This is a genomic window from Corynebacterium tuberculostearicum SK141 (genome assembly GCF_000175635.1).
GTDB classification, from domain to species: domain Bacteria; phylum Actinomycetota; class Actinomycetes; order Mycobacteriales; family Mycobacteriaceae; genus Corynebacterium; species Corynebacterium tuberculostearicum_C.
Map to the genome: position 1 here is coordinate 325225 of NZ_ACVP01000023.1, position 24278 is coordinate 349502.

At 60.3% G+C, this 24278-nt stretch carries 26 protein-coding genes and 1 pseudogene; 8 read left to right on the forward strand and 19 right to left on the reverse strand.

The window, feature by feature from the left end:
* Positions 1-46: 46 nt before the first annotated feature.
* Together CORTU0001_RS08010 and CORTU0001_RS11890 are read left to right on the forward strand one after the other, a co-directional pair.
* Positions 47-1390: an IS256 family transposase gene (locus tag CORTU0001_RS08010; protein ID WP_005328804.1), complete on the forward strand. Its 1344-nt coding sequence runs from the start codon at positions 47-49 to the stop codon at positions 1388-1390.
* 36 nt (positions 1391-1426) lie between these two features.
* Positions 1427-2154 (forward strand): annotated as a pseudogene (locus CORTU0001_RS11890) (IS1634 family transposase); the annotation flags it as partial.
* Positions 2155-2184: 30 nt separating this feature from the next.
* Here CORTU0001_RS11890 and CORTU0001_RS08020 read toward each other — a convergent pair.
* The 15 genes from CORTU0001_RS08020 to hisD form a co-directional block, all read right to left on the reverse strand.
* A complete protein-coding gene (locus tag CORTU0001_RS08020; protein ID WP_005328806.1) occupies positions 2185-3075 on the reverse strand; it encodes a cation diffusion facilitator family transporter in 891 nt (296 codons plus the stop codon).
* A 293-nt stretch (positions 3076-3368) separates the two neighbouring features.
* Positions 3369-4784, reverse strand: coding sequence for a pyruvate kinase (gene pyk, locus CORTU0001_RS08025; RefSeq protein WP_100067822.1), 1416 nt, complete (start codon positions 4782-4784; stop codon positions 3369-3371).
* Positions 4785-4942: 158 nt separating this feature from the next.
* Positions 4943-5896, reverse strand: coding sequence for a prolipoprotein diacylglyceryl transferase (gene lgt / locus CORTU0001_RS08030; protein WP_005328808.1), 954 nt, complete (start codon positions 5894-5896; stop codon positions 4943-4945).
* A 45-nt stretch (positions 5897-5941) separates the two neighbouring features.
* Positions 5942-6772, reverse strand: a complete 831-nt coding sequence (locus CORTU0001_RS08035; protein WP_005324614.1) for an indole-3-glycerol phosphate synthase TrpC — start codon at positions 6770-6772, stop codon at positions 5942-5944.
* An 84-nt stretch (positions 6773-6856) separates the two neighbouring features.
* Entirely contained in the window at positions 6857-7495 is a 639-nt protein-coding gene (locus CORTU0001_RS08040; protein WP_005328809.1) for a TIGR02234 family membrane protein, read from the reverse strand.
* The gene (hisI, locus tag CORTU0001_RS08045; RefSeq protein ID WP_005328810.1) at positions 7492-7854 is read right to left on the reverse strand and encodes a phosphoribosyl-AMP cyclohydrolase; all 363 of its coding nucleotides are present in this window, start codon (positions 7852-7854) and stop codon (positions 7492-7494) included. The genes CORTU0001_RS08040 and hisI overlap by 4 nt, the downstream gene beginning before the upstream one ends.
* Positions 7851-8621, reverse strand: a complete 771-nt coding sequence (gene hisF, locus CORTU0001_RS08050) for an imidazole glycerol phosphate synthase subunit HisF (RefSeq protein WP_005328811.1) — start codon at positions 8619-8621, stop codon at positions 7851-7853. The genes hisI and hisF overlap by 4 nt, the downstream gene beginning before the upstream one ends.
* A 30-nt stretch (positions 8622-8651) precedes the next feature.
* A complete protein-coding gene (locus CORTU0001_RS08055; protein WP_005328813.1) occupies positions 8652-9434 on the reverse strand; it encodes an inositol monophosphatase family protein in 783 nt (260 codons plus the stop codon).
* Positions 9435-9437: 3 nt separating this feature from the next.
* A complete protein-coding gene (priA, locus tag CORTU0001_RS08060; RefSeq protein ID WP_034668544.1) occupies positions 9438-10226 on the reverse strand; it encodes a bifunctional 1-(5-phosphoribosyl)-5-((5-phosphoribosylamino)methylideneamino)imidazole-4-carboxamide isomerase/phosphoribosylanthranilate isomerase PriA in 789 nt (262 codons plus the stop codon).
* 14 nt (positions 10227-10240) lie between these two features.
* Entirely contained in the window at positions 10241-10873 is a 633-nt protein-coding gene (gene hisH / locus CORTU0001_RS08065; RefSeq protein ID WP_005328815.1) for an imidazole glycerol phosphate synthase subunit HisH, read from the reverse strand.
* Positions 10874-10876: 3 nt separating this feature from the next.
* Positions 10877-12127 carry an MFS transporter gene (locus tag CORTU0001_RS08070; protein ID WP_005328816.1) on the reverse strand — a complete coding sequence of 417 codons (1251 nt, stop codon included), beginning with the start codon at positions 12125-12127 and terminating at the stop codon, positions 10877-10879.
* The gene (locus CORTU0001_RS11820) at positions 12124-12291 is read right to left on the reverse strand and encodes a hypothetical protein (RefSeq protein WP_005324605.1); all 168 of its coding nucleotides are present in this window, start codon (positions 12289-12291) and stop codon (positions 12124-12126) included. The genes CORTU0001_RS08070 and CORTU0001_RS11820 overlap by 4 nt, the downstream gene beginning before the upstream one ends.
* A gap of 5 nt (positions 12292-12296) precedes the next feature.
* On the reverse strand, positions 12297-12899 hold the full coding sequence (hisB, locus tag CORTU0001_RS08080) for an imidazoleglycerol-phosphate dehydratase HisB (RefSeq protein WP_005328817.1): 603 nt from the start codon (positions 12897-12899) through the stop codon (positions 12297-12299).
* Complete coding sequence (locus CORTU0001_RS08085) at positions 12896-14026, reverse strand: histidinol-phosphate transaminase (RefSeq protein WP_005328818.1); 1131 nt, start codon at positions 14024-14026, stop codon at positions 12896-12898. The genes hisB and CORTU0001_RS08085 overlap by 4 nt, the downstream gene beginning before the upstream one ends.
* Entirely contained in the window at positions 14027-15337 is a 1311-nt protein-coding gene (gene hisD, locus CORTU0001_RS08090) for a histidinol dehydrogenase (protein WP_005328819.1), read from the reverse strand. It lies immediately after the preceding gene.
* A 127-nt stretch (positions 15338-15464) separates the two neighbouring features.
* On the opposite strand from hisD, the gene CORTU0001_RS08095 reads away from it, so the two are divergent.
* The gene (locus CORTU0001_RS08095; RefSeq protein WP_005324599.1) at positions 15465-16361 is read left to right on the forward strand and encodes a YbjN domain-containing protein; all 897 of its coding nucleotides are present in this window, start codon (positions 15465-15467) and stop codon (positions 16359-16361) included.
* 9 nt (positions 16362-16370) lie between these two features.
* On the opposite strand, the gene CORTU0001_RS08100 is transcribed toward CORTU0001_RS08095, so the two are convergent.
* Both CORTU0001_RS08100 and CORTU0001_RS08105 read right to left on the reverse strand, forming a co-directional pair.
* Positions 16371-16775, reverse strand: coding sequence for a hypothetical protein (locus tag CORTU0001_RS08100; protein ID WP_005328820.1), 405 nt, complete (start codon positions 16773-16775; stop codon positions 16371-16373).
* An 82-nt stretch (positions 16776-16857) separates the two neighbouring features.
* The gene (locus CORTU0001_RS08105; protein WP_005328821.1) at positions 16858-17652 is read right to left on the reverse strand and encodes a hypothetical protein; all 795 of its coding nucleotides are present in this window, start codon (positions 17650-17652) and stop codon (positions 16858-16860) included.
* A gap of 164 nt (positions 17653-17816) precedes the next feature.
* Between CORTU0001_RS08105 and CORTU0001_RS08110 the strand changes: the two genes are divergently transcribed.
* The 5 genes from CORTU0001_RS08110 to CORTU0001_RS08130 all read left to right on the forward strand — a co-directional run bounded on the left by CORTU0001_RS08110 (position 17817) and on the right by CORTU0001_RS08130 (position 23626).
* Complete coding sequence (locus CORTU0001_RS08110; RefSeq protein WP_005328823.1) at positions 17817-18356, forward strand: TetR family transcriptional regulator; 540 nt, start codon at positions 17817-17819, stop codon at positions 18354-18356.
* A gap of 21 nt (positions 18357-18377) precedes the next feature.
* Positions 18378-20576, forward strand: a complete 2199-nt coding sequence (gene glgX / locus CORTU0001_RS08115; protein ID WP_244262105.1) for a glycogen debranching protein GlgX — start codon at positions 18378-18380, stop codon at positions 20574-20576.
* Positions 20577-20589: 13 nt separating this feature from the next.
* A complete protein-coding gene (locus CORTU0001_RS08120; RefSeq protein ID WP_005328826.1) occupies positions 20590-21921 on the forward strand; it encodes an exonuclease domain-containing protein in 1332 nt (443 codons plus the stop codon).
* A gap of 78 nt (positions 21922-21999) precedes the next feature.
* A complete protein-coding gene (locus CORTU0001_RS08125; protein WP_005328828.1) occupies positions 22000-22617 on the forward strand; it encodes a hypothetical protein in 618 nt (205 codons plus the stop codon).
* Positions 22618-22627: 10 nt separating this feature from the next.
* Positions 22628-23626 carry a GTP pyrophosphokinase gene (locus tag CORTU0001_RS08130; protein WP_005328829.1) on the forward strand — a complete coding sequence of 333 codons (999 nt, stop codon included), beginning with the start codon at positions 22628-22630 and terminating at the stop codon, positions 23624-23626.
* 22 nt (positions 23627-23648) lie between these two features.
* On the opposite strand, the gene CORTU0001_RS08135 is transcribed toward CORTU0001_RS08130, so the two are convergent.
* Entirely contained in the window at positions 23649-24038 is a 390-nt protein-coding gene (locus CORTU0001_RS08135; protein ID WP_005324575.1) for an RNA-binding S4 domain-containing protein, read from the reverse strand.
* Complete coding sequence (locus CORTU0001_RS08140; RefSeq protein WP_005328831.1) at positions 24039-24278, reverse strand: hypothetical protein; 240 nt, start codon at positions 24276-24278, stop codon at positions 24039-24041.

The following is a 24278-nucleotide window of genomic DNA, read 5'->3' on the forward strand; positions in this document are numbered from 1 at the left end:
ATGGTTTGTGTGTGGGTACCTAACCCGCATAAGGAGATGGACCAGAATGACTACTGTGGCGAGACGAGATCCGGCTGATAAGGCCAAGATTGATGCGATTGAAAAGAAGCTGCTTGCTAACCCTGACATCGCGAAGCTGATTGATGACCTAGGCACGTCTACAACGGATGCCAACGACCTGGTTCGCGGCATGTTACAAGCCTCGATTACCAGAGGCCTCAACGCTGAAATGGATGCCCACCTAGGCTACGAGTCTGGCGACAGGAGCGCTAAAGCTGCAGCTAGAACAGACAATCACCGCAACGGGTCGTATCCAAAGACCGTGGATTCTAACTACGGGCCAGTCACCGTTGATGTGCCAAGAGATCGGGCTGGAACATTCTTTCCGACTATGGTCCCTAAAGGCTCGAGGAGATTGACTGATGTCGATGACATGATCGTTAGCTTGTACGCCGGTGGGATGACAATTGGGGATATCCAGCATCATATGGCAATGGCGATGCGTGTTGATATTTCCCATGAGACGATTTCAGCGGTTACTGACGCCGTCCTCGATGAGGTCATGATCTGGCAAAACCGCCAGCTAGACGAGTTCTACCCGGTCATTTTCCTGGATGCGCTGCGCATTAAAGTCCGCGATGGCGGCCGAGTGGTCAATAAGTCCGCGTACATGGCTATCGGCGTGGATCTCGACGGTATCAAGCACATTTTGGGATTGTGGATTGCCAAAGAAGAAGGCGCTTCATTTTGGGCGCAGGTATGTGCCAATCTTTCCAATCGTGGGGTCAAGGACGTCTTTATCGTCTGCTGTGACGGGCTTAAAGGTCTGCCTGAAGCAGTTGAGGCAACGTGGCCGAACTCTATGGTGCAAACCTGTATCGTGCACCTGATTCGTGCCGCTAACCGGTGGGTAGCCTACGGGGATCGCCGGGGCGTATCGGCCGCGTTGAAAAAGATTTACACCGCCACGGACGAGTCCACAGCTAAGGCTGCCTTAGACGAATTTGAAGCCTCTGAATTGGCAGAAAAGTATCCACGCTCAGTCAAAGTCTGGCGAGATGCATGGGCGCGTTTCGTACCGTTTCTCCAGTTCCCACCAGCAGCCAGCAAGGTCATTTACACGAAGAATTCGATTGAATCATTCAACAATGAACTGCGGAAAGCTACCCACAACAGGGTGCAGTTCACTAACAATGAATCAGCGCTCAAGACGCTATGGTTGATGATCTGCAACATCGAAGACAAACGAGCCGCAAAGAGGGCAAAGCAAGGCAAACGAGTCTCAGCAACAGCCGGCAGACTCATGGAAGGAGCCCGAGTTTCCGGCTGGAAACAAGCCATTAACCAAATGGCCGTGGCCTACCCCGACAGCTTCGACAAATACCTATAAACCTAGCCCCACACACAAACAACTTGATACCCTCCGAACAAGCAAGCATTGATAGATGCAGGTCTGCACTACATTTTGTCGGTGAAACCCCACCGTGCCTGAGGTGATTGAAACCTGGCGGCGGGAAATCCCTGGTGAAGCCTACGCCCACGGCCAGATCTGGACACAAGCCTCGGCAAGCGATGCGCGCAAACACACAACCCCGAATACGGTGACCCACTTCCAGTACTCCTATGATCGGGCCAGACGCGGCCTGCGCGGAATCAAAGAGCAAGTCGCAAAAGCCAAACGCGCTGTTGACGGCGAAATCGCCATTAAGCGCAACCGCTATTTCGATCTTTCCACCCCGAACAAGAAGGTCAACTACGCTCTTGCTGCCAAACACCGAGCCCTAGCCGGAATTAAAGGCTATGAAACCGACCTGACCGCTCTTCCCGCCCAGGAGGTTATCGGGCATTACCGCAGGCTATTCCACATTGAAAATGTCGTATCGGATGTCGAAATCAGACCTGAAAGCACGCCCAATCTATGCGAGGAAACAAAACTCGATCACAGCACATCTCAATATTGTGATGGCAGCACTAGCCGTGACCCACCTGATGGAGACCCGCAGTGGTCACTTCATCAAACGCCTCGTGAGAACACTCAAGAAATACCGCAGCTTTCAACTCGTCGTTGGCGGCGAAACCATTCACGCCGCCGTACCATTCCCGCCCGACCTCACTGCCACCATCCAAGTAATCACCGGCCGCGAACTTCCGCACAAAATTGGCCTAAGTCAGGTTAGAAGGGAATCAGCACACCGTCTCGTGGGATTCGTGCTCTGGGTGCTCAATCTGGATGGTGGAGTGCTCGATACCGTGTTCGCGCAGGGCCTGCTGGGCGGCATCCAACAGCGGGCCGGTGCCGACGGTGCCGTCGCGCACGATATGCACGGTCGTGAGCACGTTCACGCCGTCCAGGCTCCACAGGTGTAGGTCGTGGATGTCAGCAACGCCCTCGACCTGCCGCAGCGCGGGCTCGATCGCACTGGCGTCGAAGTCCGCCGGGACTTGCTCGAGCAGCACGCTCGCCGAAAGCCGCATGAGCTGCCAGGCGCGCGGCAGCACCATCGCCGCGATCGCTAGGGAGGCGATCACGTCCGCCGCCACAAACCCCGTGGTCAGTACCACGATGCCGGCCACGATTACTGCGACCGAGCCGAGCATATCCACTAACACGTGCAAGAACGCGCCCTCCACGTTGATCGAGGATTTGCGGTGCCGGTGCAGAACCCACGCCGATAGCGCATTCGCCACCAGGCCGATCACCGCGATGATCAGCATCGTTTTTCCCTGCACTTCGGCCGGGCTCTGCAGGCGGCGCACCGCCTCGACGACAATCCACACCGAGATCGCCAGCACCATCACTGCGTTCGCCAGTGCAGCAAGCACCTCCACTCGTCGGTAGCCGTACGTGGCCTGAGCCGATGCTTGTCGGCGCCCAACCAACACCGCTAACACCGCGATGATCAACCCCGCAGCGTCGGAAAGCATGTGCATCGCATCCGCCATCAGCGCCATCGAACCCGCCAACCAGCCGCCGATCAGCTCCGCGAAGAAGACGGTGCCGGTAATGCCTAGCGCAATCAAGAGTGCGCGCAGCGGCGTGCTGGAGTGATCGTGGTCGTGGTGCTCGTGTGCCATGCACTCAGCCTACCCCCGTCGACGCTTATTGACAATTAAATGAAAATGGATGGAGGTAAGCGCAGCCACTGAGGCCAAGTCGGCCTGATTTAGGTCATTGTGCAGTTGTCCTTTGAATGTGTAGAGAAGCTGAAACATGAACAACCAAAAAGTACTGCAGCCGCATGTCAGGAAAGCAACCGCTGAGTGTACTCGAGGTAAATATAAATCTACATTTGTATAAATGTATATAGAAAAGCGCCGCGACCCGTGGAACGTGTTAAAGGGTGGGTCGCGGCGCTCGTGCCAAAAATCTACTTCTTGGTTTCACCCAACAGGTGGCACTGAATCATGTTGGTGTTGCCAGCAATTCCTGGAGGAGTACCAGCAATGACGACAATCATGTCGCCTTCCTCGTACCTGTCCATCTCCAGCAATGCATCATCGATAGCTTCCATCATGTCATCGGTGGACTTAACGTGCGGGCTCAAGAAGGTCTCAGCACCCCACGTCAAAGCCAGCTGGGAACGAACCGCTGGGTCCGGCGTAAATGCCAGCAGTGGCAGCTGGGAGTGCAGGCGAGCCACGCGCTTAGCGGTATCGCCGGAGGTAGTAAAGGCTACGATGGCCTTTGCATTGAGGCGCTCGGCAATATCGCGGGCGGAATAGGACACCACACCACGCTTGGTGCGCGGAACGTGGGACAGCGGTGGAACCTTGCCGCCATCTTCAGCATTAGCCACGATCTTGGACATGGTGCGCACGACGTTCTGCGGGTCAATACCCACGGAAGTCTCACCAGAGAGCATAACGGCGTCAGCGCCATCGAGAACGGCGTTAGCCACGTCGGAAGCCTCTGCACGGGTCGGGCGCAGGTTAGAAATCATGGAATCCAGCATCTGGGTAGCCACGATGACCGGCTTAGCGTTCTCGCGAGCAATCTGGATAGCGCGCTTCTGGAACAGCGGCACGCGCTCCAGCGGCACCTCAACACCGAGGTCGCCACGGGCAATCATGATGGCATCGAATGCCAGCACGATAGACTCGAGCGCGTCTACTGCCTCAGGCTTTTCCAGCTTGGCAATAACTGGAACGCGGCGACCCTCTTCGTCCATAATCTCATGGACCTTATCCACATCTGCTGGGGAGCGGACGAAGGACAGTGCCACGAGGTCAACGCCGAGATTCAAAGCGAAGCGCAGGTCAGCGATATCCTTTTCCGACAAAGCCGGCACGGAGATATCCATACCAGGGAGGGAAACGCCCTTGTTATTGGAAACCGGGCCACCTTCGGTGACCTCACAGACGACGTCGTTGCCGTCGACTTCCTTACAAACAACGGCAACCTTGCCGTCGTCGATCAGCAGGCGGTCACCTGGCTTGGCGTCCTTCGCCAGGCCCTTGTAAGTGGTGGAGACGCGGTCATGGGTGCCTTCGATATCGTCCACGGTAATGCGGACGATCTGGCCGTTATCCCACTGCTCCTCGCCGTTGATAAAGCGGCCAAGGCGAATCTTAGGGCCCTGGAGGTCCGCCAAGATACCGACGGCGCGGCCGGTTTTATCGGTGGCCTGGCGCACCCAGTTGTAATTCGCCTCGTGGTCTGCATGCTCGCCGTGAGACATATTCAGGCGGGCAACGTCCATGCCGTCCTGTACGAGGCGCAAGATGCCATCCTCGCTAGCAACGGCAGGGCCGAGAGTACAAACAATCTTCGTTCTTCTATCCAGCATTATTGGCCTATTCCGTCGGGGAAACTGAACACTCCCCAACCTACTACTTCGAAAGGATTGGGGCCACAATTTCTCGGGTTCATTTTCTGAACGGGCACCCCAAAATGCCCTATTTCCCACAAACCCAAAACCAACCGGACACACTTGGGCAATGCTTACGTCGATGAAGAACCCGGTTGCTGCCCGTCAGATACCGCGTGCTCATGGCTGTGCCCATCAGTATTCCGGCGCTCCGCCCAATACTTAGGATCTACCTCTTCGGGGGACTCTGGGCCCTGGCGGTGCCTATCAAGCACGAAGAAGACAATCGCGGCGATGATAAAAATCACAAGCGACACGATGAGATTCACGCGGACCCCAAAGATATGGGTCGCCTCATCGGAACGCATCCCTTCAATAAAGAAGCGGCCCAATGTATAGCCCATGACATAAAGGGCAAAGACGCGCCCGTGCCCCAACTTCCAGGCCTTGTGAGCCCACAAGAGGAAAAGGCAGACCAGGACATTCCACACGAGCTCGTACAGGAAGGTCGGGTGCACCGAGGTCATGATCTCCCCCGTGGAGTGTCCGGAAACGGGAGCATAGCCGCCATTTTCATTGACGCGGTAATAGATGTCTAAAGCCCACGGAACGTCGGTCGGGCGCCCATAGAGCTCTTGGTTAAACCAGTTGCCTAGGCGTCCAATCGCCTGCGCGAGGACGAGGCCTGGCGCCACCGCGTCAGCAAAGGGGCCGAGCGGTACTTTTTTCACTTTGAAAAGCACCCACAAAGCTAGTGCGCCCAAGGCTACGGCGCCCCAAATGCCCAGTCCGCCATTGGTAATCTTCAGCGCGTCCGCGGGATTGCAGCTATCGCAGAAGTACTTCTGGTTATCGGTAATGACGTGGTAGAGCCGCCCGCCAATGATGCCGGCTGGGATGACCACGATGGCGGCATCCCATACTGTGTCTGGGTTACCGCCGCGTGCGGTGTAGCGGCGTAAGGTCATTCGCAAGGCGACGATAATACCCACGATGATGCACAGCGCATAGGCACGAATGGGAATGGGCCCCAACTGCCACACGCCCTGCGGCGGAGACGGAATATTTGCAAGAATTTCTGTGTGCACGTAGCCAGTGTGCCTTATCCCCCACCCCACCAGCTAGTTGGGGTCTTATTCTATCTTGCGCGCGGGACACGCTGGATGCTGCCCGGCAGCCACCAAAGAGCGCGCCAGCGCCGTAGGATCCTGGGCAGCCATGACTGATTCTCCCACCAACACTGCATCGGCGCCGCGTGAAGCATAGTGAAACAGGTTGCGCGCGTTGTTTACCCCGCCTACTGCGATGCGGAGGATGGATTCGGGTAAGCCCGGGGCGATATCGTTAAACGCCTCGCGGTTAATGGCATCCGAAGCCAACGACCACGCATTGATGGCAATGACGCTACTTCCTGCCTTGATTGCGCGGTCAACCTCGGCGCAGTTGCGTACCTCTACGATCGCGGTCATACCGAGCGATTCCACCCGGTCCAAAAGTGCCTCCAGGCGAGCTTGCTCTAAGAGTTCAACCTGCAATGGAATAGCATCGGCCCCAAAGCACCGGGCTTCATGAATTTGGTAAGGGTCCACGATGAGATCGCGCGACATCATGGGAATATCAATCGCAGCACGCGCAGCTGCCATGTCTTCTAAAGAACCGTGAAAGCGGCGGAAATCGGTCTGGCATGCCATGAGATGTACGCCGCAGTGTTCAAAGGTGCGGGCCCATTCCGCCATCTGTTCCGCAGAACCAACATGTGCGATTTCGCCACCGTAGGGTACGGCGCGCTTGAGCTCCGTGATGACCGAGCAGCCAGTGCGCAGCAACGCCGCGCGGGCATCCCGGGGAGGCTCCATGTCACGCGAGCGGGCTTTCACATCTTTGAAAGACACGCGAGCTTCCCGCGCAGCGACGTCCTCCAAGACTCCTGCAACTAGGTGGTCAACGGCAATGGGCGTAGGCATCAGCACCTCCCTCCACGGGCGATTAAGATCACACTTAGGTTAACCTGCTCGCGTGCCGTTCCGGAAATTGCACAGGAAACGGGGCTATTTTTTGTCCATATCAGTGGGATCGATATCACTATCAAGCGCGTCCCACATCACACGGCCAGAGTCAGATGAGGTTTCCAAATCCTCCTCCAGCTTTGCCTGTCGTGCCGCTGGGGTTTCGTATTTGCTCGACACCTTCGCCTTATCCGCGCCTGGATTGCGCGCAAGCATCACTGCACCGAAGAGGGCTGCTGCCGCACCTATCAGAGCCACGATTGGCCCCAAGGAATGCACCTCGGTGGAAACGACTGTGGCCCAGTCAGAAATCTGGGCAGAGTCTACGGCGTTTTCATTGGCCGAAGCTCCCTGCAGGATCTTCTGCGCGCGCTCGGTGTCCGCGCCCGCAGTCAGCAGGCTCACCGGTGTCCATGCGCTGGCCGCGGCCGCGAGGGCGCACACGATGCCCACCACTCGCCTACCAACGCGCCGCAGCGCCATCCCCGCGACGGCACCGGCTACCAGAACGAGGGTCAAGGCCTTGATCTCCAGCGACCATGCCGAGCCGATGATGTCATTGGCCGCGGAGCCGGCCTTATCGTCCTCGCTGGCGGCTACCACCCACGTGGCACGGGAGGACAGCCACAATACGATGGCTCCTACAGCAATAAGTAGTGGTCCAAGGCGTCTAGCCTTCACGATTGTCCTCCTAGGAGATCGGTGGCGTCAAAGCACGTGCGGTCACCGGTATGGCAAGCGCCGCCACGCTGCCGCACCGTCAGCAGAATAGTATCTCCATCGCAGTCAAGGCGAACGCCCAGCACCTCTTGGGTATTTCCAGAAGTCTCTCCCTTAACCCAATACTCATTGCGCGAGCGCGAAAAATACGTTGCCTTGCGGGTGGCAAGGGTATGGGCCAAAGCGTGGTCATCCATCCAGGCCATCATCAGCACCTCACCAGACTCAGCCTGGGCAATGGCCGGCACCAAGCCTTGCTCATTGCGCTTGAGCCGCTTGGCGATGCCCCCGTTAAGTTCAAAGTCGCCTGGGGTACTCAACGGCGCACCTCGTAGCCCGCAGCGTCCAAGGCGTCTTTCACGTCGCTGATTTCTACCTCACCGAAGTGAAAAATGCTTGCTGCCAAGACGGCATCGGCGCCGGCTGCAACGGCCGGTGGGAAATCCGCGGCGTTTCCCGCGCCGCCAGAGGCGATAACGGGAATGGTCACCGCTGCACGCACGGCGCGCAGCAATTCCAGGTCAAATCCTTCTTTTGTGCCATCGCCATCCATTGAGTTGAGGAGGATTTCCCCTACGCCGAGTTCTTCGCCGCGGCGTGCCCATTCGATGGCATCGATCCCGGCCGATTCCGTACCGCCGTGCGTGGTGACCTCAAAGCCGGATGGCGCATACTCTTCGTAGCACCGGCGGGCATCAATGGACAGCACGATGCATTGGGCCCCGAAAATCTCGGCCATTTCGCGCAGGAGTTCCGGATTCTTAATGGCCGCGGTGTTTATAGAGACCTTATCTGCCCCGGCGCGCAATAATTCTCGGACGTCATCAACGCTGCGAACTCCACCACCCACCGTCAAGGGGATGAATACCTGGTCCGCAGTGCGGCGCACGACCTCGAGCATGGTGGAGCGGCCTTGTTTAGAAGCAGAGACATCCAAGAAGGTAAGTTCATCGGCTCCTAGGGCGTCATAACGCGCGGCCAGCTCCACTGGGTCGCCGGCATCGCGCAGGTTGTCAAAGTTGATGCCCTTGACCACGCGGCCTTGGTCCACGTCTAGGCAGGGGATCACGCGTACGGCTACAGCCATGGCGGCCGCCTCCTTTTCGGGTATTTAGTCTTAGCGGTGAAAAGTACCGGTATGACGAGACAAGATATCCACGATGGTGGCATGAACCTGCGGGGTACCTGCCACCATGCCGCGCGACTGGGCAGTCCACGGATTTCCTTCCGGATCGGTGACAACGCCACCAGCGGCCTGAATCTGCAGTGCTCCCGCGGCGTTATCCCATGGGTGCGGAGAGAAGTTAATCGCCCCATCAAACACACCCTGCGCGACGAAGGCATTATCAAGCCCCACAGAACCGGTCATTCGCGGGCGCAGTCCGGTCTCGCGCAGCTCGTGGAAAATGTCAGTGGGCAGGTGCGAAGAGCACCCCACGTGACCGCGCGCCTCATCAAAACCCATCGCCTCGTCCCCTCCGCCGAAGCCAGTGGTTGGCCCACCTACCGAGCGCAGTGGGGCGCCATCGCAGGTGACCAAACGACGCCCCAAGAGCGGGAAGTCAGATACCGCGGCAACAGGCGCACCCTCATGAATGAGCGCCACCAGGATGCCGGCCATGGGGTTTCCGGCAGAGTAGTTTGCGGTGCCATCGATCGGATCTACCACCCACACGGTATCGAGCACGCTGCCGCCCGATTCTTCTCCATAGACCGGGATACCGGTCATCTGGGTCAAGATATCGCGCAGCTGTTGCTCGATGACGAGGTCTACCTCGGTGGCGAAATCTCCCTGCCCCTTAAAACGGGCGGGCGCAGCTCCGAGGCCGGAGCGAAAAATGGGTTCTATCTGGTCTACGGCCGCCTCCGCGAAGGCCACCAACTCGCGGGGTTCCATCATGACTTAGTTGTCCTCAGGGTCGAAAGGGTCAATGGTTTCTTCCGCCGGCAGCGGCTCTACCTCGGCCACCGCGGCGAGTGCTTCGTCAAGGGTGAAATTCCCCTCGTACAGGGCCTTGCCAATAATGGCGGAATCGATGCCCTCATTTACATAAAGCGCGAGCTCGCGCAGGTCTTCCACGCTCGAGATGCCACCAGAGGCGGTGATCTTTGCCTCCGTTGCCATCGCTACCTCGCGCAGGAGCTCAATATTAGGTCCGGTGAGCGTGCCGTCTTTAGATACGTCTGTTACCACAAAGCGTTGGCATCCGGCTGCATCCAGGCGCTCGAGTACCTCCCACAGATCGCCGCCATCGGAGACCCAGCCATTGCCGGCGGTACGCCATTCGCCGCCATCTTCGCGCACGGCGAGATCCACGGCGACCTTATCTCCGTAGCGCGCCAGGATGTCCTCGATCCATTCCGGCTGCTCTAGGGCAGCCGTGCCAATACTAATGCGCTGCGCACCAGTAGCCAGCGCGCGCTCCACCGCGACATCATCCCGGATGCCTCCGCTAAGCTCCACATTTACACCCAGATCGCGGGTAATCATCGCCATTTCTGCGTGGTTGGAGCCCCGGCCAAATGCCGCATCCAAATCCACAAAGTGCAGCCAGTGCGCGCCTTGGGACTGCCACTTTTGCGCGGCATCGCGCGGGGAACCATACGAGGTTTCGGTGCCTGCTTCGCCTTTATCTAGGCGCACGGCTCGGCCTTGAGATACATCGACTGCTGGCAAAAGCGTAAAAGTCATATCCTTCATCCTACCTAGAGCGTGCGCATCCAGTTTTCCAAAAGCTGAGCACCGGCGTCCCCGGATTTCTCAGGGTGGAATTGAGTCGCCCACAGGGCACCGTTTTCTACCGCCGCGACGAACTTATCGCCCGCGTGCTCGGCCCAGCTCACCTGCGGCGGACGGGTAATCTCCGTTTCCAATTCCCACCGGCGAACGCCATAGGAATGCACGAAATAAAACCGCTCGTCTTCGGCCAGTCCGGCAAACATATCGCTGCCGACGGGTACCTCAACGGTATTCCACCCCATATGCGGCAGCACCGCAGACTGCAGCTTTTCCACGGTGCCGGGCCACTCGCCGCAGCCGGTGGAGTTGATGTTGTGTTCCACTCCGGCGTCGAAAAGCACCTGCATGCCTACGCAAATGCCCAACACCGGCCGCTCTCCTGCCAAGCGCTGGCCGATGACTCGAGGGCCCTGCACCGCCCGTAGCCCGCGCAGGCAGGCAGCAAAGGCACCCACGCCGGGAACAAGCAGACCGTCCGCTTCCACCGCTTCCTTGGGGTCTGCGGTGACGGTAACGTCCGCGCCTACTCGCTCCAGCGCGCGCTGGGCCGAGCGCACATTGCCCGCGCCATAATCCAATAATGCGACCGTCTTTGCCATGGGCTATACCTTACGCATGCGACGCAGTCGCGTCCGGATATCGTTGGTTTCGCTCACGCGGGTGCGCCCAAGGATAAAATCTGCCAGCGTCATCACAACGCCGGCGACGAGGATGACCACGCCGGCGCCAAAAGCCCCTGCATAGCCGTAGCCGGCGACCAAGGCGCCCAAGAGGGTCGAGCCCAAGCCAGTGCCGCCATCATAGAAAATATTCCAGATGGCCGAAGCTTCCGAGACGCGCTCGCGCGGCAGGCGGTCAAACATCGACAGCAGGGCCTCATTTTGCGCAATACCAAAGGCACCACCGAAGAGAAAGGCACCCAGCACGAGCCACCACACAGAACCGTCGAGGTACAGCGGTACAGCGATGGCGAGCACACCCACGATGGCCATGATCTGACTGGGGATATACAGACGGCCTGGGGTGCCTACGCGGTCTGCCACCATGCCGGCAAAGTAGCGGAAAATCATGGCGGCGCCGCCCACGATGGACAGCATGAAGCCGGCCAAGCTAGCGCCGCGCTCGGCATCGAGTTCTTGCACCGCCGGCGGCAGGAAGGATGACACGGCGCCATAGCTCATTGAAAATGTCGTTAGCGCCAGCGCAGGAACGAGCACCAGCTTCCACGTAGGAACGCGGATCAGGTTCGGCTCCTCTTCGGTATCGGAGGCAAGGGTGACCTTAATCTTGGGAATGCGCAGGCACAGACCAAAGCCCACAAAGCCAATGATGCCGGCGGTGATATACGTCGAGGCATATCCCAGCTTTTCCGCCATGATCAATCCTAGGGGCAAAAAGACCATCTGGCCCAGGCCGGTAAAGACACCAATCATGCCGGTAGCCTTGCCCAGCAAACGTACGGGCGCCAGTTCCGCAATAAGCGCGGACTCAGAAACGGTCAGCGCGCCAAAACCCACGCCGCGCAGAGCAGAAAAGAGCAGGACTACCCAGGCATCAGTTCCCAGTAGGTGGCCAAAGGCAGGTACACCCAGGGTGAAAGCGGACAGCGCCATCACACGGCGGTAGCCCCACCGGCGCAGGAGCCATGGGGAAATGATCTGGGTCAGCACGGTAAAGGCCATGAAGATGCCGGTGGATGAGCCCGCCAAGGTCGCTGAGCCACCAGAGTCAATGACCGCTAGCGGCACCACTGGAAGGAGGATGGACCACGCACCGAAGGCCGCGGCGATAGCCAACATGGTCGCGGTATAGCCCGGAACCTTCCAGATATTAGTTTCTTGGGTTGTGCTCATTTACCAAACGCTCCTACCATCCACGAGATTGCTGCTACCACGGTGATTGCGGCCAAAAGAGAGGCTACTACTGTCATTGCCTTCGACCCCTGTTGGTAGGCAGACCATGCGCCTCCCACCAGCATGCCAGCTACGAGGAAGAGGACCAAGATCATAAAGTGCATGCGTTCTAGAGTGCTCCCTTCGTCGATGGAATTCCAGTCTGGCGGGGGTCGATTTCCACCGCACCACGCAGCGCACGCGCGACGGCCTTAAACTCCGCCTCCGTAATGTGGTGCGGATCGCGCCCATAGCGCACGTTGAGGTGGAGCGTTACCGCAGCGTGGGTGGCGAGCGTTTCAAAGAAGTGGCGGTTTATCACGGTGGCGTAATGCCCACCGATGGTCTGCCACTGCAGGTGCTCTGGTTCGCCGTTCATGACGAAATAGGCGCGACCAGAAAAATCCGCAACCGCTTCTACCAAGGCCTCATCCATGGGCAAAAGTTGGGAGCCAAAACGGCGGATGCCGGCCTTATCCCCCACCGCCTCACGCAGCGCGGTGCCGAGCACGATGGCGGTATCTTCCACAGTGTGGTGGGCATCTACCTCCACATCGCCCTCAGCCTGCACGGTGAGATCAAAGCTGCCATGAGTAGCAAAGGCCGTGAGCATGTGGTCAAAGAAAGGCAGTCCGGTGGAAATATCGCTGCGCCCCGCGCCATCGAGGTCGATGACCACAGAAATCTGCGATTCCGACGTCGCCCGCTGGGCGCGCCCTACACGGTTGCTCATCCTTCGCTCCTTTCACCTGCGGCCGGGGAATCAGCCACTACTGTATCCGCAAGGTCCTCGGCTACAGCCAAAAAGGCCGAATTTTCTTCCGGCAGTCCCACCGTCATCCGCAGGTGGCCTGCGATGCCAACATCGCGAATGAGCACTTCCTTATCCAAGAACTGTTGCCACACGCGGTGTTGGTCAGCAAAGCGCCCGAAGAAGAGGAAGTTGGATTCGCTCGGCAGGACGGTATAGCCCAATTCGCGCAAGCGAGCGGCCACCCGCTCGCGCTCGGCGGCGATCTTTTCCACGGTGGCGAGCGTATCCGCGCTATGGCGCAGCGCCACCGTCGCCGCCGCTTGGGAAAGCACGGACAGGTGGTACGGCAAGCGCACCAGCATTACGGCCTCCACAAAGGCCGGGTGCGCCACGAAATAACCGAGGCGGCCGCCGGCAAAATCGAAGGCCTTAGACATGGTGCGCGAGACCACCAGCTTCGTAGGATATTTATCCAGCAGCGTCACCGCAGATGGCGAGGAAGAAAATTCGCCATAGGCTTCATCGACGATGAGGATGCCTGGGGCGGCGTCGGCAAGCGCGGCAATATCGTCCACGCTGGTCACCCCGCCGGTGGGGTTATTCGGCGTCGTCACAAAGATGATATCCGGCTGGTGCTGCGCCACGGCTGCGAGCGCCCGGTCCATATCAATGCGAAAATTCTCATCACGCGGGCATTCCACAAACTGCGTATGGGTGCCGTCCGCGAGGATAGGGTGCATGGAGTAGGACGGGGTGAAACCGAGCACACTGCGGCCCGGACCGCCGAATGCCTGCAGCAGCTGCTGCAAAATCTCATTCGAGCCATTCGCCGCCCATACCTGTTCAGAGCCCACGCTCACGCCAGTTTGCTCAGACACAAAAGCCGCCAGGGCCTGGCGCAGCTCCACCGCATCGCGCTCCGGATAGCGATTGAGCGTGGTGGCAAGGCGCCGAGTCTCCGCCACCAAGTCATCCACTAGCGCCTGCGAGGGAGGATAAGGATTTTCGTTGGTATTGAGCTGGTAGGCCACATGGAGTTGCGGCGCCCCATAGGCGGACTTGCCGCGCAGCTCCTCGCGCAGGGGAAGATCATTCAAGTGCGTCATTTAATTCTCCTCGAATCGGGCGCGGATAGCCTCGCCGTGGGCGGGCAACCCCTCGGCCTCCGCAAAAGCGATGACGTGCGGGGCAATCTCTTCCAACGCAGCTCGGTCATACTCAATAAGGTTGACCGGCCGCATGAAGGTATGGGTAGAAAGCCCGGCAGAAAAGCGCGCCGTACCGGAGGTGGGCAATACGTGATTGGAACCGGCCGCGTAGTCTCCGAGTGGCACCGGAGCAAAGTCCCCTACAAAGATGGCACCGGCGTGCTTGATACGCTCGGCCACCGCGCCGAGCTCTGCGGTGTGGATTTCCAGGTGCTCAGCGGCATAGGCATTGGCCACCGCCACCGCTGCGTCCAGGGAATCGACCAACACAATTCCGGATTGCTCGCCGCCTAGAGCTTCGGCCGCCCGCTGCGCATGAGCAGTGGCGCCGTAGCGCGCTTCAACCTCCGCACATACGCGCTGAGCCAGGCTTGGCGATGCCGTAATAAGCACACTCGCGGCCATCGGATCATGCTCGGCCTGGGAGATAAGGTCATAGGCCACATACACCGGGTTGGCGGTGTCATCAGCGATAATGGCGATTTCGGTCGGCCCGGCCTCAGCATCGGTGCCCACCACGCCGCGCACCAACCGCTTGGCCGCGGTGACGAAGATATTTCCAGGGCCGGTAATCATGTCCACTGGGGCTAGTTCTGCGTCATCATCTCCGTAGGCCATCAGCGCGATGGCCTGGCCGCCTCCTACCGCCCAGACCTCATCTACGCCGAGCATCTGGCACACGGCCAGCACCGTGGGGTGCGGCAGACCGCCGAATTCCTTTTGTGGCGGCGAGGCTACCACTAAGCTTTCCGCGCCGGCCGCCTGTGCTGGCACGGCGTTCATAATCACCGAGGACGGATAGACCGCCTTGCCTCCCGGCACGTATAGCCCAACGCGCTCGATGGGGCGAAAGACCTCGGTCACCGTGGCACCTGGTGCCAGCTCGGTGGTGTGCGCGGCCGGCTTTTGCTCGGCGTGAACCTTGCGGACCCTCTCGATGGAAGCCTCAATCGCTTGGCGCACCTGCGGGTCTAGACCGGAAGCGGCCTTCTCCAACTCCGCTTGGGGCACCCGCAGGTGGGTTGGGCGCACGCCATCGAATTGCTCGCCATAGTCCAAGGCGGCCGCAGCGCCTTCGTGACGTACTCGATGAACCATCGGCGCCACCTTGTCCACCACGGCGGCGACGTCGGTGCCACCGCGCGGCAAAACTCGCCGCAGCTGGGCGGGGCGCAGCTCTTGTCCACGCAGATCGATGGTGCGGAGCATTCCCGGATCCCCTTTTTGCCAATCGGATTTCTGTTATTAAACCAATATCCTAATGGCCAAACGCCAGCGAGGGGGCCGGTTTGGGCTATAGACTCGGTGTCAACACAGCTTTAAGGTGGTGGCAGCGATGAGCGAGATTGAACCCTCTCTTCTGCTCGCGCATGCCTGCACCATCGCCCGCGATAATGATGTTTCCTGCTGGACCCTGCCCACTGGCGAGCTACTCGTGCCGCATGCGGCCGGTGGCTCCACTTTCGTTTTTGTAGACCAGCTGGAAGAACCGGTGCTCCACCTGCACACCAGCCCCCGCGGCGGCGTCGATCTCAGCGAGATCTCTGAGCTCGCGCACTTGGCCAACGAGTGGAATCACGATTGCCTCTCCCCGGCCGTCGTGGTTGATTATGACCAGCCCGACTACGTGAGCGTGTCCGGCCATAGCTACCTGCCGGCCGATACCTCCCCCAGCCGCGAACAGCTTGCAGCATTCCTCCTACCGGCGCTGCGCAACGCGGAGGTACTCATGGATCTGCTCGCTCAGTCGCACCCCGGCCTCGTGCGCGAAGCCTCGCCGGAGCTTGCCCCGCTTGCCGACGCCCCCTTAGAACCCTTCACCCTCGATAGCGTGGCCGAGATCCTGCCACTTATCGGCATCCAGCGTTTCCAAAGCGACGGCGCCACCGCCATCTACGCCTGGGTCAATGACGTCCTTTTCGCCTTCGCACTGGACAACGGGCCCAGCCTCATTCTCAAAGGGCATTGGGACCCCAGCCTGGACGAGGCGGAATTTACCCGGCTATTCCTCATTTGCAATGACTGGAATCGCGCCCACCACGGCGCCGTGGCATTTTGCCACCACACCTCCGAGGGCCTGCAGGTGCGGATGGATGCCGCCACCATTACCGCCGCGGGACTTACCCGGCCGCAACTATTTAGCGCCATCGGCCGCGGGCTCAAGCACATTCTGCACGGCATCGATGACATCGCGCACGAGGTAACCGGCGCCTCCCCCGTCGAATGGCCCTAGACGCGCGGATTACCAATCTTCATCGGCACTCACAAAGGCCGTGGACCAATAGGCAAACATCGCCATAAAGGGCGCGACCGCCCACGAGATGGCCGGGGAGAAATTTGGCGCGAACTCAACGACTTCCCCTGGGTTTTCTGGCGGATGCGTGGCAGTGACCCCGCCAAAGACATAAAACGACGCCGCCCCGGCAAGGGCACATACGCCGACCCACAGGAGCATCGACAAGCCCCGCCCCTGCCGGCGCAGATACGCGCCCAACCCCAAGAACAAACCAAGCAGGCCGGTAATGAGGGCAAAGGTGATAAAGGCGATGAACTGGGCGCTTCCTATCGCATCGATGGCATAACCGCCGTCATCCACCTCATGGCCGGTAAGCGTCGGCCGGAAAAGCCCCCACAGCGCACCGGCCACGCCATAGACTAAGAGCGCACACGCGAGTAACCCCGCACCGAAACCTAGGGTGCGGGGTAACCGATGATTAAACAGAGACAACTTAGTTACAGAAGGTCCAGTTGCCATTCTCGCGGCGGAAGCGGACCGTGGAGGTCTCGGTGCCCTCAGAGTTGGATACGCTCACGGTTGCAGAAGCATCGTCGCCATTGACCACAACGTCGTTGACGGACTGCAGCTTGGTCGACTGCGGGATGGACTCCAGCTGGCCAGCGAACTTCTCTACCTCGGGGTTGCCACCGCCCTGCTGGCGCATGGTGTTGGCGTACTCAGCAAAGGACTGGTTCGGCAGGCTATCGACGTACTGCTGGTACTGGCCGAACTCCTGGGACTGTTCATCGCGGACTGCCTGGCAGGCGTGCTGCGGCATGTAGTTGAAGTATTCCTTCACATTATCGATCTCGTGCTGGCCGCGAACCAGCTGCTCGATGGCCTGCTTATCGCCATCATTAGCGGCCTGGCCGCCTTCGATCGGCTTGATATCCTTCGCGCCAGCGAAAGGATCCTCCCCATTGTTCAGCGGGTTAGCCAGCTGATCCGGACCCTCGGCAGCGCCGTCCTCGCCTTCTTGGCCTTCTGCACCCGCAGCGGCGTCCTTCTTTTCGCCGTCCTTATTCTGATCCTTTTCTTTGTCCTTGTCCTTGTCCTTGTCCTCGGACTTATCGGCATCTTTGCCCTCGGACTTATCTGCAGACTTATCCTCAGAAGACTTGGATGCCGTGGTGGCGGCAGCCTTCTTGGAGTCGTCATTGTCATCCGAACCACACGCAGCCAACGCCAGCGGGGTGACCAGCGCAACTGCGATGAGGGACTTCTTTGCAGGGGTCAAAAAGGACAAGGGAAAGCTCCTGAATCAATCTTGCGAGTGTAAAGCCGCCCCAAGGGCGGCCTCTTATTTGTCTTCGCAATACTAACAACCCGACAATGGAAATGACATTGAGACTCCGTTAAAAGAACCTGTGAACTACCGTCCCGCCCGGCCAAGTCCGTACAATTGCCAAGGTGCACATAAACCGCGAGAGTATTATCGACGCCGCTCTTTCCCTGCTTGATGCCTACGGGCTTGGCGACGTCACCATGCGTCGCGTTGCTTCCTCCCTCGGTGTCGCCCCCGGCGCGCTCTACTGGCATATTGCCAATAAACAGGCGCTCATTGCAGCCCTAGCGGAGGAGACTATCTCCCCCGTTTCTGGGGAGTCGCTCGAGGCTATCAGCCTCAATCTTCGTGATTTACTGCTCGCCCGCCGTGACGGCGCCGAGGTAGTCATTGCCGGCCTCTCCCTCCCACAGGCCCCTGCCTGGGATCACCTCTTGGCGGCCTTCACCGCTGCAGCCGCTCACAGCACGCCCGCCGCCGACAGCGCCCACCGCGCCGCCGCACTGTCTGCTATTCACCTCGTGCTCGGCGCCACCTTGATGGAACAGTCCCAACGCCAGCTTGCAGAAACCACCGGTGAGTCGCCGGCCGCAGATTATCGCGCAGACCTCATACGCGGCGTACGCATTATTAACGCCGGACTTGCGCACGGCGCTGGGGACTAAAATGTGGTTATGCTCGTGGGCATGAACACTCCCGCCATGGACGCAGTCCCCACGCCCACCGAGAGCTACGGTCGCCAAATCTGGCCCGGCAAACCCACCCCACTGGGATCCACCTTTGATGGATCCGGCACCAACTTTGCCCTGTTTTCCGAGGTAGCAGACAAAATCGAGCTCTGCCTCATCGACAAAGAAGGCAACGAGGAACGCATCGAAATGTCGGAGGTCACCGCCCATGTGTGGCATATTTACCTCCCCAATGTCACCCCTGGCCAGCGCTATGGCTACCGCGTCTATGGCCCCTATGAACCAGAAAACGGCCTGCGCTGCGACCCTTCCAAGCTCCTAGTGGACCCTTATGCTAGGGCCTTCGACGGCGAATTCGACGGCGATGCCTCCCTCTACTCCTATGACATCCACGCCGAGGAACCTGGCACCGGCCGCAACGAGGAAGACTCGCTGGGCCACACCATGTTGTCGGTGGTGATTAACCCCTTCTTTGACTGGCGCAGCGACCACCGCCCGCATATTCCGGATAACGAAAAGGTCATCTACGAAACCCACGTCAAGGGCATGACCATGACTCATCCGGACGTGCCGGAAGAGCTCCGCGGCACGTATGCCGGCATGGCCCACCCTGCCGTCATTGACTACTTCAAAGAGCTTGGCGTTACCACCGTCGAGCTCATGCCCGTCCACCAATTCCTGCAGGACGATCGCCTGCGCAACCTGGGCCTGCGCAACTACTGGGGCTATAACACCTTCGGCTTTTTCGCCCCGCACCATGACTATGCCTTTGCCAAGAAGCCGGGCGAGGTGGTGTCCGAATTCAAGACCATGGTTCGCGCCTTCCACGAGGCCGGCATCGAGGTCATCCTCGACGTGGTTTATAACCACACCGCCGAGGGCAACCACATGGGCCCGACCATTGCTTTCCGCGGCATCGACAATGGCGCCTACTATCGCCTCGTCGAGGGCGATGAGGCCCATTACATGGATTACACCGGCACCGGCAATTCCCTCAATGTCCGCCACCCGCACTCGCTGCAGCTGATTATGGATTCGCTGCGCTACTGGGTTACGGAGATGCGCGTCGATGGCTTCCGCTTCGACTTGGCTGCGACCTTGGCGCGGGAGCTTGACGACGTCGATAAGCTCGCTACCTTCTTCGACCTAGTCCAGCAAGACCCCATTGTCAGCCAGGTTAAGCTCATCGCCGAGCCGTGGGACATTGGCCACGATGGCTACCAGGTGGGCAACTTCCCGCCGATTTGGAGCGAATGGAACGGCAAGTACCGCGATACCGTGCGCGATTTCTGGCGCGGCGAGCCCGCTACCCTAGGTGAATTCGCCTCCCGCCTGACCGGCTCTTCGGACCTCTATGCCGATAATGACCGCCGCCCCACCGCCTCCATCAACTTCATCACCGCTCACGATGGGTTTACCTTGCGCGATCTTGTGTCCTATAACGACAAGCACAACGAGGCCAATGGCGAGGACAACCGCGACGGCGAATCTTTCAACCGCTCCTGGAACTGTGGCGAGGAAGGCCCCACCGATAACGACGATATCCGCAAGCTGCGCCGCCGTCAGGCCCGCAACTTCCTGACCACTCTCCTGCTTTCCCAGGGCACTCCTATGCTCTCGCATGGCGATGAATTCGGCCGCACGCAGGATGGAAATAATAACGTCTACTGCCAGGACAACGAGCTGTCATGGATGGACTGGTCCATGCTGAAGGAAGAAAAATCCGCCGCGATGCTGGGCTTTACCAAGCGCGTCCTGGCCATCCGCAACCACCACCCCGTCTTCCGCCGCAAGCGTTTCCTCGCCGGCGGCCCACTCGGCGCGGACGTCAAGGAACGCGATATCGCCTGGCTGGTTCCTTCGGGCCGCCTGATGACCCAAGACGACTGGGACCACGACTTCGGCCGCGCCCTCATGGTCTACCTCAATGGCAATGCGATTACGGAAACGACCGCCCGCGGCGAGCGCATCACCGATGATTCCTTCATCATGATTTTCAACTCCCACGACGGCGAAATCGAGTTCACCCTGCCCACCAAGGATCTCGGCGCTACGTGGCGGCTAATGGTCGATACCGCCGATTCCGGCGGCTACCCCGCGGAGGAAACCCTCATTGAGGCAGAGGGTACGATCACGGTGCAGCCGCGTTCAACGCTGATTCTGCGTCAGATTGAACCGCCCATCTTCGATTCCTAGAGAAAGGCCCCTCGTGTCATTTCCCGCGCACGGCGTACTCATCGATGTCACAGCGGATAAACTCGTGCTCCACCGCACCCTGCTGGCTACCAGCCTCGGCGCCCCCGCCACGCAGGATATCCCGCTTGAGTCCATCGACACCGTGCGCGTGAGTGAACCGACCGCCACCGGCTTCGGCGCCCTGGACTTGGGCGCCGCCGGCACTATCGCCTTCGCCCCGCACCAAGACCCGCAGGCAGTCGCCCGCGCCATTTCCGCCGCACAGCGCGGCGAAGCGCCCTCCTCCGCCGCCACCATCCCCGGCCTCGATTTCACCGCCGTGGACGTGGAAACGGCTAATGACAACTGGGGCTCGATCTGCCAAATCGGTGCGGTACGCTTCCGCGAAGGCCAGGAGACCGACTCCCGGTCCTGGCTGTGCACCCCTCCACCAGGCATAGAGCACTTTGCCGATATCAACGTCTCCATCCACGGCATTACCGCGGACGATGTGAAAGGAGCGCCGGCTTTTGTGGAGGTCTCCAAGGAGCTCTTCGATTTCCTCGGCGGCGACGTGCTTGTCGCCCACAACGCCCAGTTCGATTCCACCGCGCTGCGCTCCGCCCTACTTACCGCCGGTGCCGAGGTGCCCACCGTGCCGCTGGCCTGCTCTCTCGCACTGTCCCGCGACGCTTCCAAGGCCAAGGTGATTTCGGTGCGCAACCACAAGCTGCCTACCGTCGCCGCCCACCTGTCTGCGCCGGACTTCAGCCACCACGACGCCACCGAGGATGCTCGTGCGGCCGGCGAAATCATCGCCCGTTTGGCCGAGCGCTTCGGACACACCGGCAGCATCCGCGATCTATTCACCGCCCGTGAATTCACCTTGGGCCGCCTCGACTCCGAGGCCATCCTGCCCGTCCTGCGCGCCCACACGGCCCCCACCTCCGGTGCGGACCTCGGCGCTGGCACCGACTTCCGCGACCAGACCCGTGCGGCCGGCTCCACCAAGAAAAAATCCAACGGGCCCGCCCCGTGGCAGTCCGTCGCCACCCCGGACACAATCCCGGAGCCCAACCCCGACGCCGACCCGGAGGGCGCACTCTACGGCCAGCATGTCACCCTCACCGGCGATTTCGAGCCCTATGACAAGGGCGTGCTGTGGCAGGGCATCGCCGAGCGCGGTGGCCAAGTGGCAAAGAACGTCACCAAAAAGTCCACCCTGCTCATCGTGGGCGAATGGGCCAAGAAGACCTCCAAGGAAAAGCGCGCGGAGGAGCTGCAGGCCAAGGGCCAAGAGATCGACATTTGGCCGGCCGATAAGCTCTTTGCTGAGCTGCAGCTCGACGCCGAGCCACCCTTCTAGGCCCACCCGGGGAACCAAACGGCGGTTTCTCCAGTCCAATAAAGGCGACCGCACCCTACCGCCACTGGAGAACCCGCCGTGACCGTCGCCCTGCGCCCGCCTCGTCCCACCACCGCAAACCTGCTGCCTGCGCTCTTTGCTCGTTCCTGGCTGAAAGAACAGCGGCTTTCCGACGACGGCTTTTGCGACTCCCTCGCCACCATCCAGCTCTCCCCGAGCCTGTCCATGGCGCTAGTCTTTCCCGGCAAGCAGACCTTTCGCCGGCTCAGCCACCGCGGCCTCGCGGACATGGATATCTCCGCGCGCCGCGCATGGAACCACGCCTCGCATAATCTGCAGCGCGCCGCCCTCGATTCGCAAGGGTTGCGTTTTTGGACCCGGCCTGCCGCCTGCGAGCTTCCTTCCGCCGCTCGTTTCGGTGGCTTGCAAGTCCGCTCCCACGGCGCACCGATTTCCTCCTGGATTGCCCACCCGGAGACCTTTACCGTGCTGGACAAGCACATGCGCCGCCTCCTGCGATCGCACTCCCTGACATACCTCGTGCCGGACTCCGCCACGCTCTTTGCCTTTGCCCACCTGCCGGACACCTATGCCCGCCAGCTGGCCGCCGATGCCGTCGCGCGCGTACCCCGCCATCGCACCGTGCTCCACCCACGCCCGCTAGTATGGTCTAACGGATTCCCGCGGGAGTTATGAAAGGAGCACTATGCCGGAAAGTAGGATGTCGCGGCTGAGCAACCAGTACCACGACTGGGCGCGCAGCCACCCCACCGCCGCGGTGGACTTCCGCACCGCCATCGAGGACCTCCTCAATGACGCCGGCATCATCTTTGACCGCGTCTCTACCCGCGTAAAGACCTGGCCCTCGCTGAAGGCGAAGGCCAAAAAGCGCCGCGAGAACGGCGATTTTGTCTATCCCCAGCCCTGGCAGGAGATCCACGATGTGATGGGCGTGCGCGTGACGTTGTATCACTCCACCGCCATCCCGCAAGCGCTCAACGTCTTTGGGGAGTCTTTCCACGTGGAGCGCTCCGTAGACAAGGCGGCCGAAACTCGCATCTCTGGCGGCTTTGGCTACGGCTCCCACCACCTGGTGCTTACCGTGACCGAAGATAGCGCGGCTGCGATGGAAGAGCTCGCCGCCTACGTGGGATGGACTTTTGAGGTGCAGATTCGCACCGTCCTGCAGCACGCATGGGCGGAATTTGAGCACGATATCCGCTATAAGCAGGGACCGAACCCGCCCTCGCCGGAGGTAGATCGCCTCTTTACCTTGGCCGCCGGCCTTATCGAGCTCGCCGACCAGCAATTCGATGAGATCGCCGCCCTCAAGGCCCCCGATACAGAAACCGACAAGGACGTGGAACTTACCGCCGAGACCCTGCCGGGCGTGCTCGCCATCATCTTGGGCAATCGCTTCCCGCTCTCGCGCTCGGAGCACTACCGCTTCTTGGCGGAGCTCCTCGAGCAAAACGGCGTGCGCCACTTGGGCCAGCTTGAGCAGCTGCTGGATGACACCGCTATTGCCCACGTCCACGACGCCATGCGCTACCGCTTCCGCCCCGGCCAGGTGCGGCTTATCGACGACCTCCTGCTCAACAAGTTTGGCAAGCAACACATCGAGGCCACCGCCGAATCCGGCGACCGCCCGGGCCGCAAGCGGCGGCTTACTGCGCGCCTGAAAGCCCTACGCGCCGCCCACTAGCCGCGCAGTATGTTTCGGTAACTTACCGGAAACCGCCGCGGAATTTCTCCATGTCGCGGCGTTCCTTCTTCGTCGGCCGGCCGGCACCGCGCGGGCGCACGGGAACCGACGGCAGAAACTCCTTGGGCGGCGGCGGTGGCGCATGGTCCGTGTAGCAGGTGCGCGCGACGGGCGCGCCGACGCGCTTTGCGACGGTCGCTAAAACCTCGAGGTCATGCTCATGGTGGTTGCGCCATACGCGCACGCGGTCGCCAGGCACCACCTGTTGGGAAGGCTTGACGGCCTCGCCGTTTATCTTCACGTGCCCGGCGCGCACGGCGGTCGCGGCCGCGGACCGGGTTTTAAACATGCGAACGGCCCACACCCAGGCATCGATCCTGACGGGGCGGCCGCTAGGTTGCGGTGCCGGCATCTAGTACTGGTTGTGGTTCTCGTTGACGATTTTCTGGATCTTCAGCCAGTTATAGCCGCCACCTGCAACGGCGACGATGGCACCAATTAGCATCCAGGCCCAGAAGTTAGCCGAAAGCACGCCGAGCACTACGCCCACACCGAGGCCGCCGGCGACGCATACGACGGCGTTGCGGGAGTGCTTGCGCACCTGCTGCTTGCGCTGCGCAATGGGGTTATTCGGTCGCTGCTGCATACTCAT

What these genes read in the sequence shown, in the direction of transcription:
- CORTU0001_RS08010 (WP_005328804.1), top strand. Translation starts at nt 47, where the DNA reads ATGACTACTGTGGCGAGACGAGATCCGGCTGATAAGGCCAAGATTGAT.
- CORTU0001_RS08020 (WP_005328806.1), bottom strand. Translation starts at nt 3,075, where the DNA reads ATGGCACACGAGCACCACGACCACGATCACTCCAGCACGCCGCTGCGC.
- CORTU0001_RS08035 (WP_005324614.1), bottom strand. Translation starts at nt 6,772, where the DNA reads ATGCCTACGCCCATTGCCGTTGACCACCTAGTTGCAGGAGTCTTGGAG.
- hisF (WP_005328811.1), bottom strand. Translation starts at nt 8,621, where the DNA reads ATGGCTGTAGCCGTACGCGTGATCCCCTGCCTAGACGTGGACCAAGGC.
- CORTU0001_RS08055 (WP_005328813.1), bottom strand. Translation starts at nt 9,434, where the DNA reads ATGATGGAACCCCGCGAGTTGGTGGCCTTCGCGGAGGCGGCCGTAGAC.
- priA (WP_034668544.1), bottom strand. Translation starts at nt 10,226, where the DNA reads ATGACTTTTACGCTTTTGCCAGCAGTCGATGTATCTCAAGGCCGAGCC.
- hisH (WP_005328815.1), bottom strand. Translation starts at nt 10,873, where the DNA reads ATGGCAAAGACGGTCGCATTATTGGATTATGGCGCGGGCAATGTGCGC.
- CORTU0001_RS08070 (WP_005328816.1), bottom strand. Translation starts at nt 12,127, where the DNA reads ATGAGCACAACCCAAGAAACTAATATCTGGAAGGTTCCGGGCTATACC.
- CORTU0001_RS11820 (WP_005324605.1), bottom strand. Translation starts at nt 12,291, where the DNA reads ATGCACTTTATGATCTTGGTCCTCTTCCTCGTAGCTGGCATGCTGGTG.
- hisB (WP_005328817.1), bottom strand. Translation starts at nt 12,899, where the DNA reads ATGAGCAACCGTGTAGGGCGCGCCCAGCGGGCGACGTCGGAATCGCAG.
- CORTU0001_RS08085 (WP_005328818.1), bottom strand. Translation starts at nt 14,026, where the DNA reads ATGACGCACTTGAATGATCTTCCCCTGCGCGAGGAGCTGCGCGGCAAG.
- hisD (WP_005328819.1), bottom strand. Translation starts at nt 15,337, where the DNA reads ATGCTCCGCACCATCGATCTGCGTGGACAAGAGCTGCGCCCCGCCCAG.
- CORTU0001_RS08095 (WP_005324599.1), top strand. Translation starts at nt 15,465, where the DNA reads ATGAGCGAGATTGAACCCTCTCTTCTGCTCGCGCATGCCTGCACCATC.
- glgX (WP_244262105.1), top strand. Translation starts at nt 18,378, where the DNA reads ATGAACACTCCCGCCATGGACGCAGTCCCCACGCCCACCGAGAGCTAC.
- CORTU0001_RS08130 (WP_005328829.1), top strand. Translation starts at nt 22,628, where the DNA reads ATGCCGGAAAGTAGGATGTCGCGGCTGAGCAACCAGTACCACGACTGG.
- CORTU0001_RS08135 (WP_005324575.1), bottom strand. Translation starts at nt 24,038, where the DNA reads ATGCCGGCACCGCAACCTAGCGGCCGCCCCGTCAGGATCGATGCCTGG.
- CORTU0001_RS08140 (WP_005328831.1), bottom strand. Translation starts at nt 24,278, where the DNA reads ATGAGTATGCAGCAGCGACCGAATAACCCCATTGCGCAGCGCAAGCAG.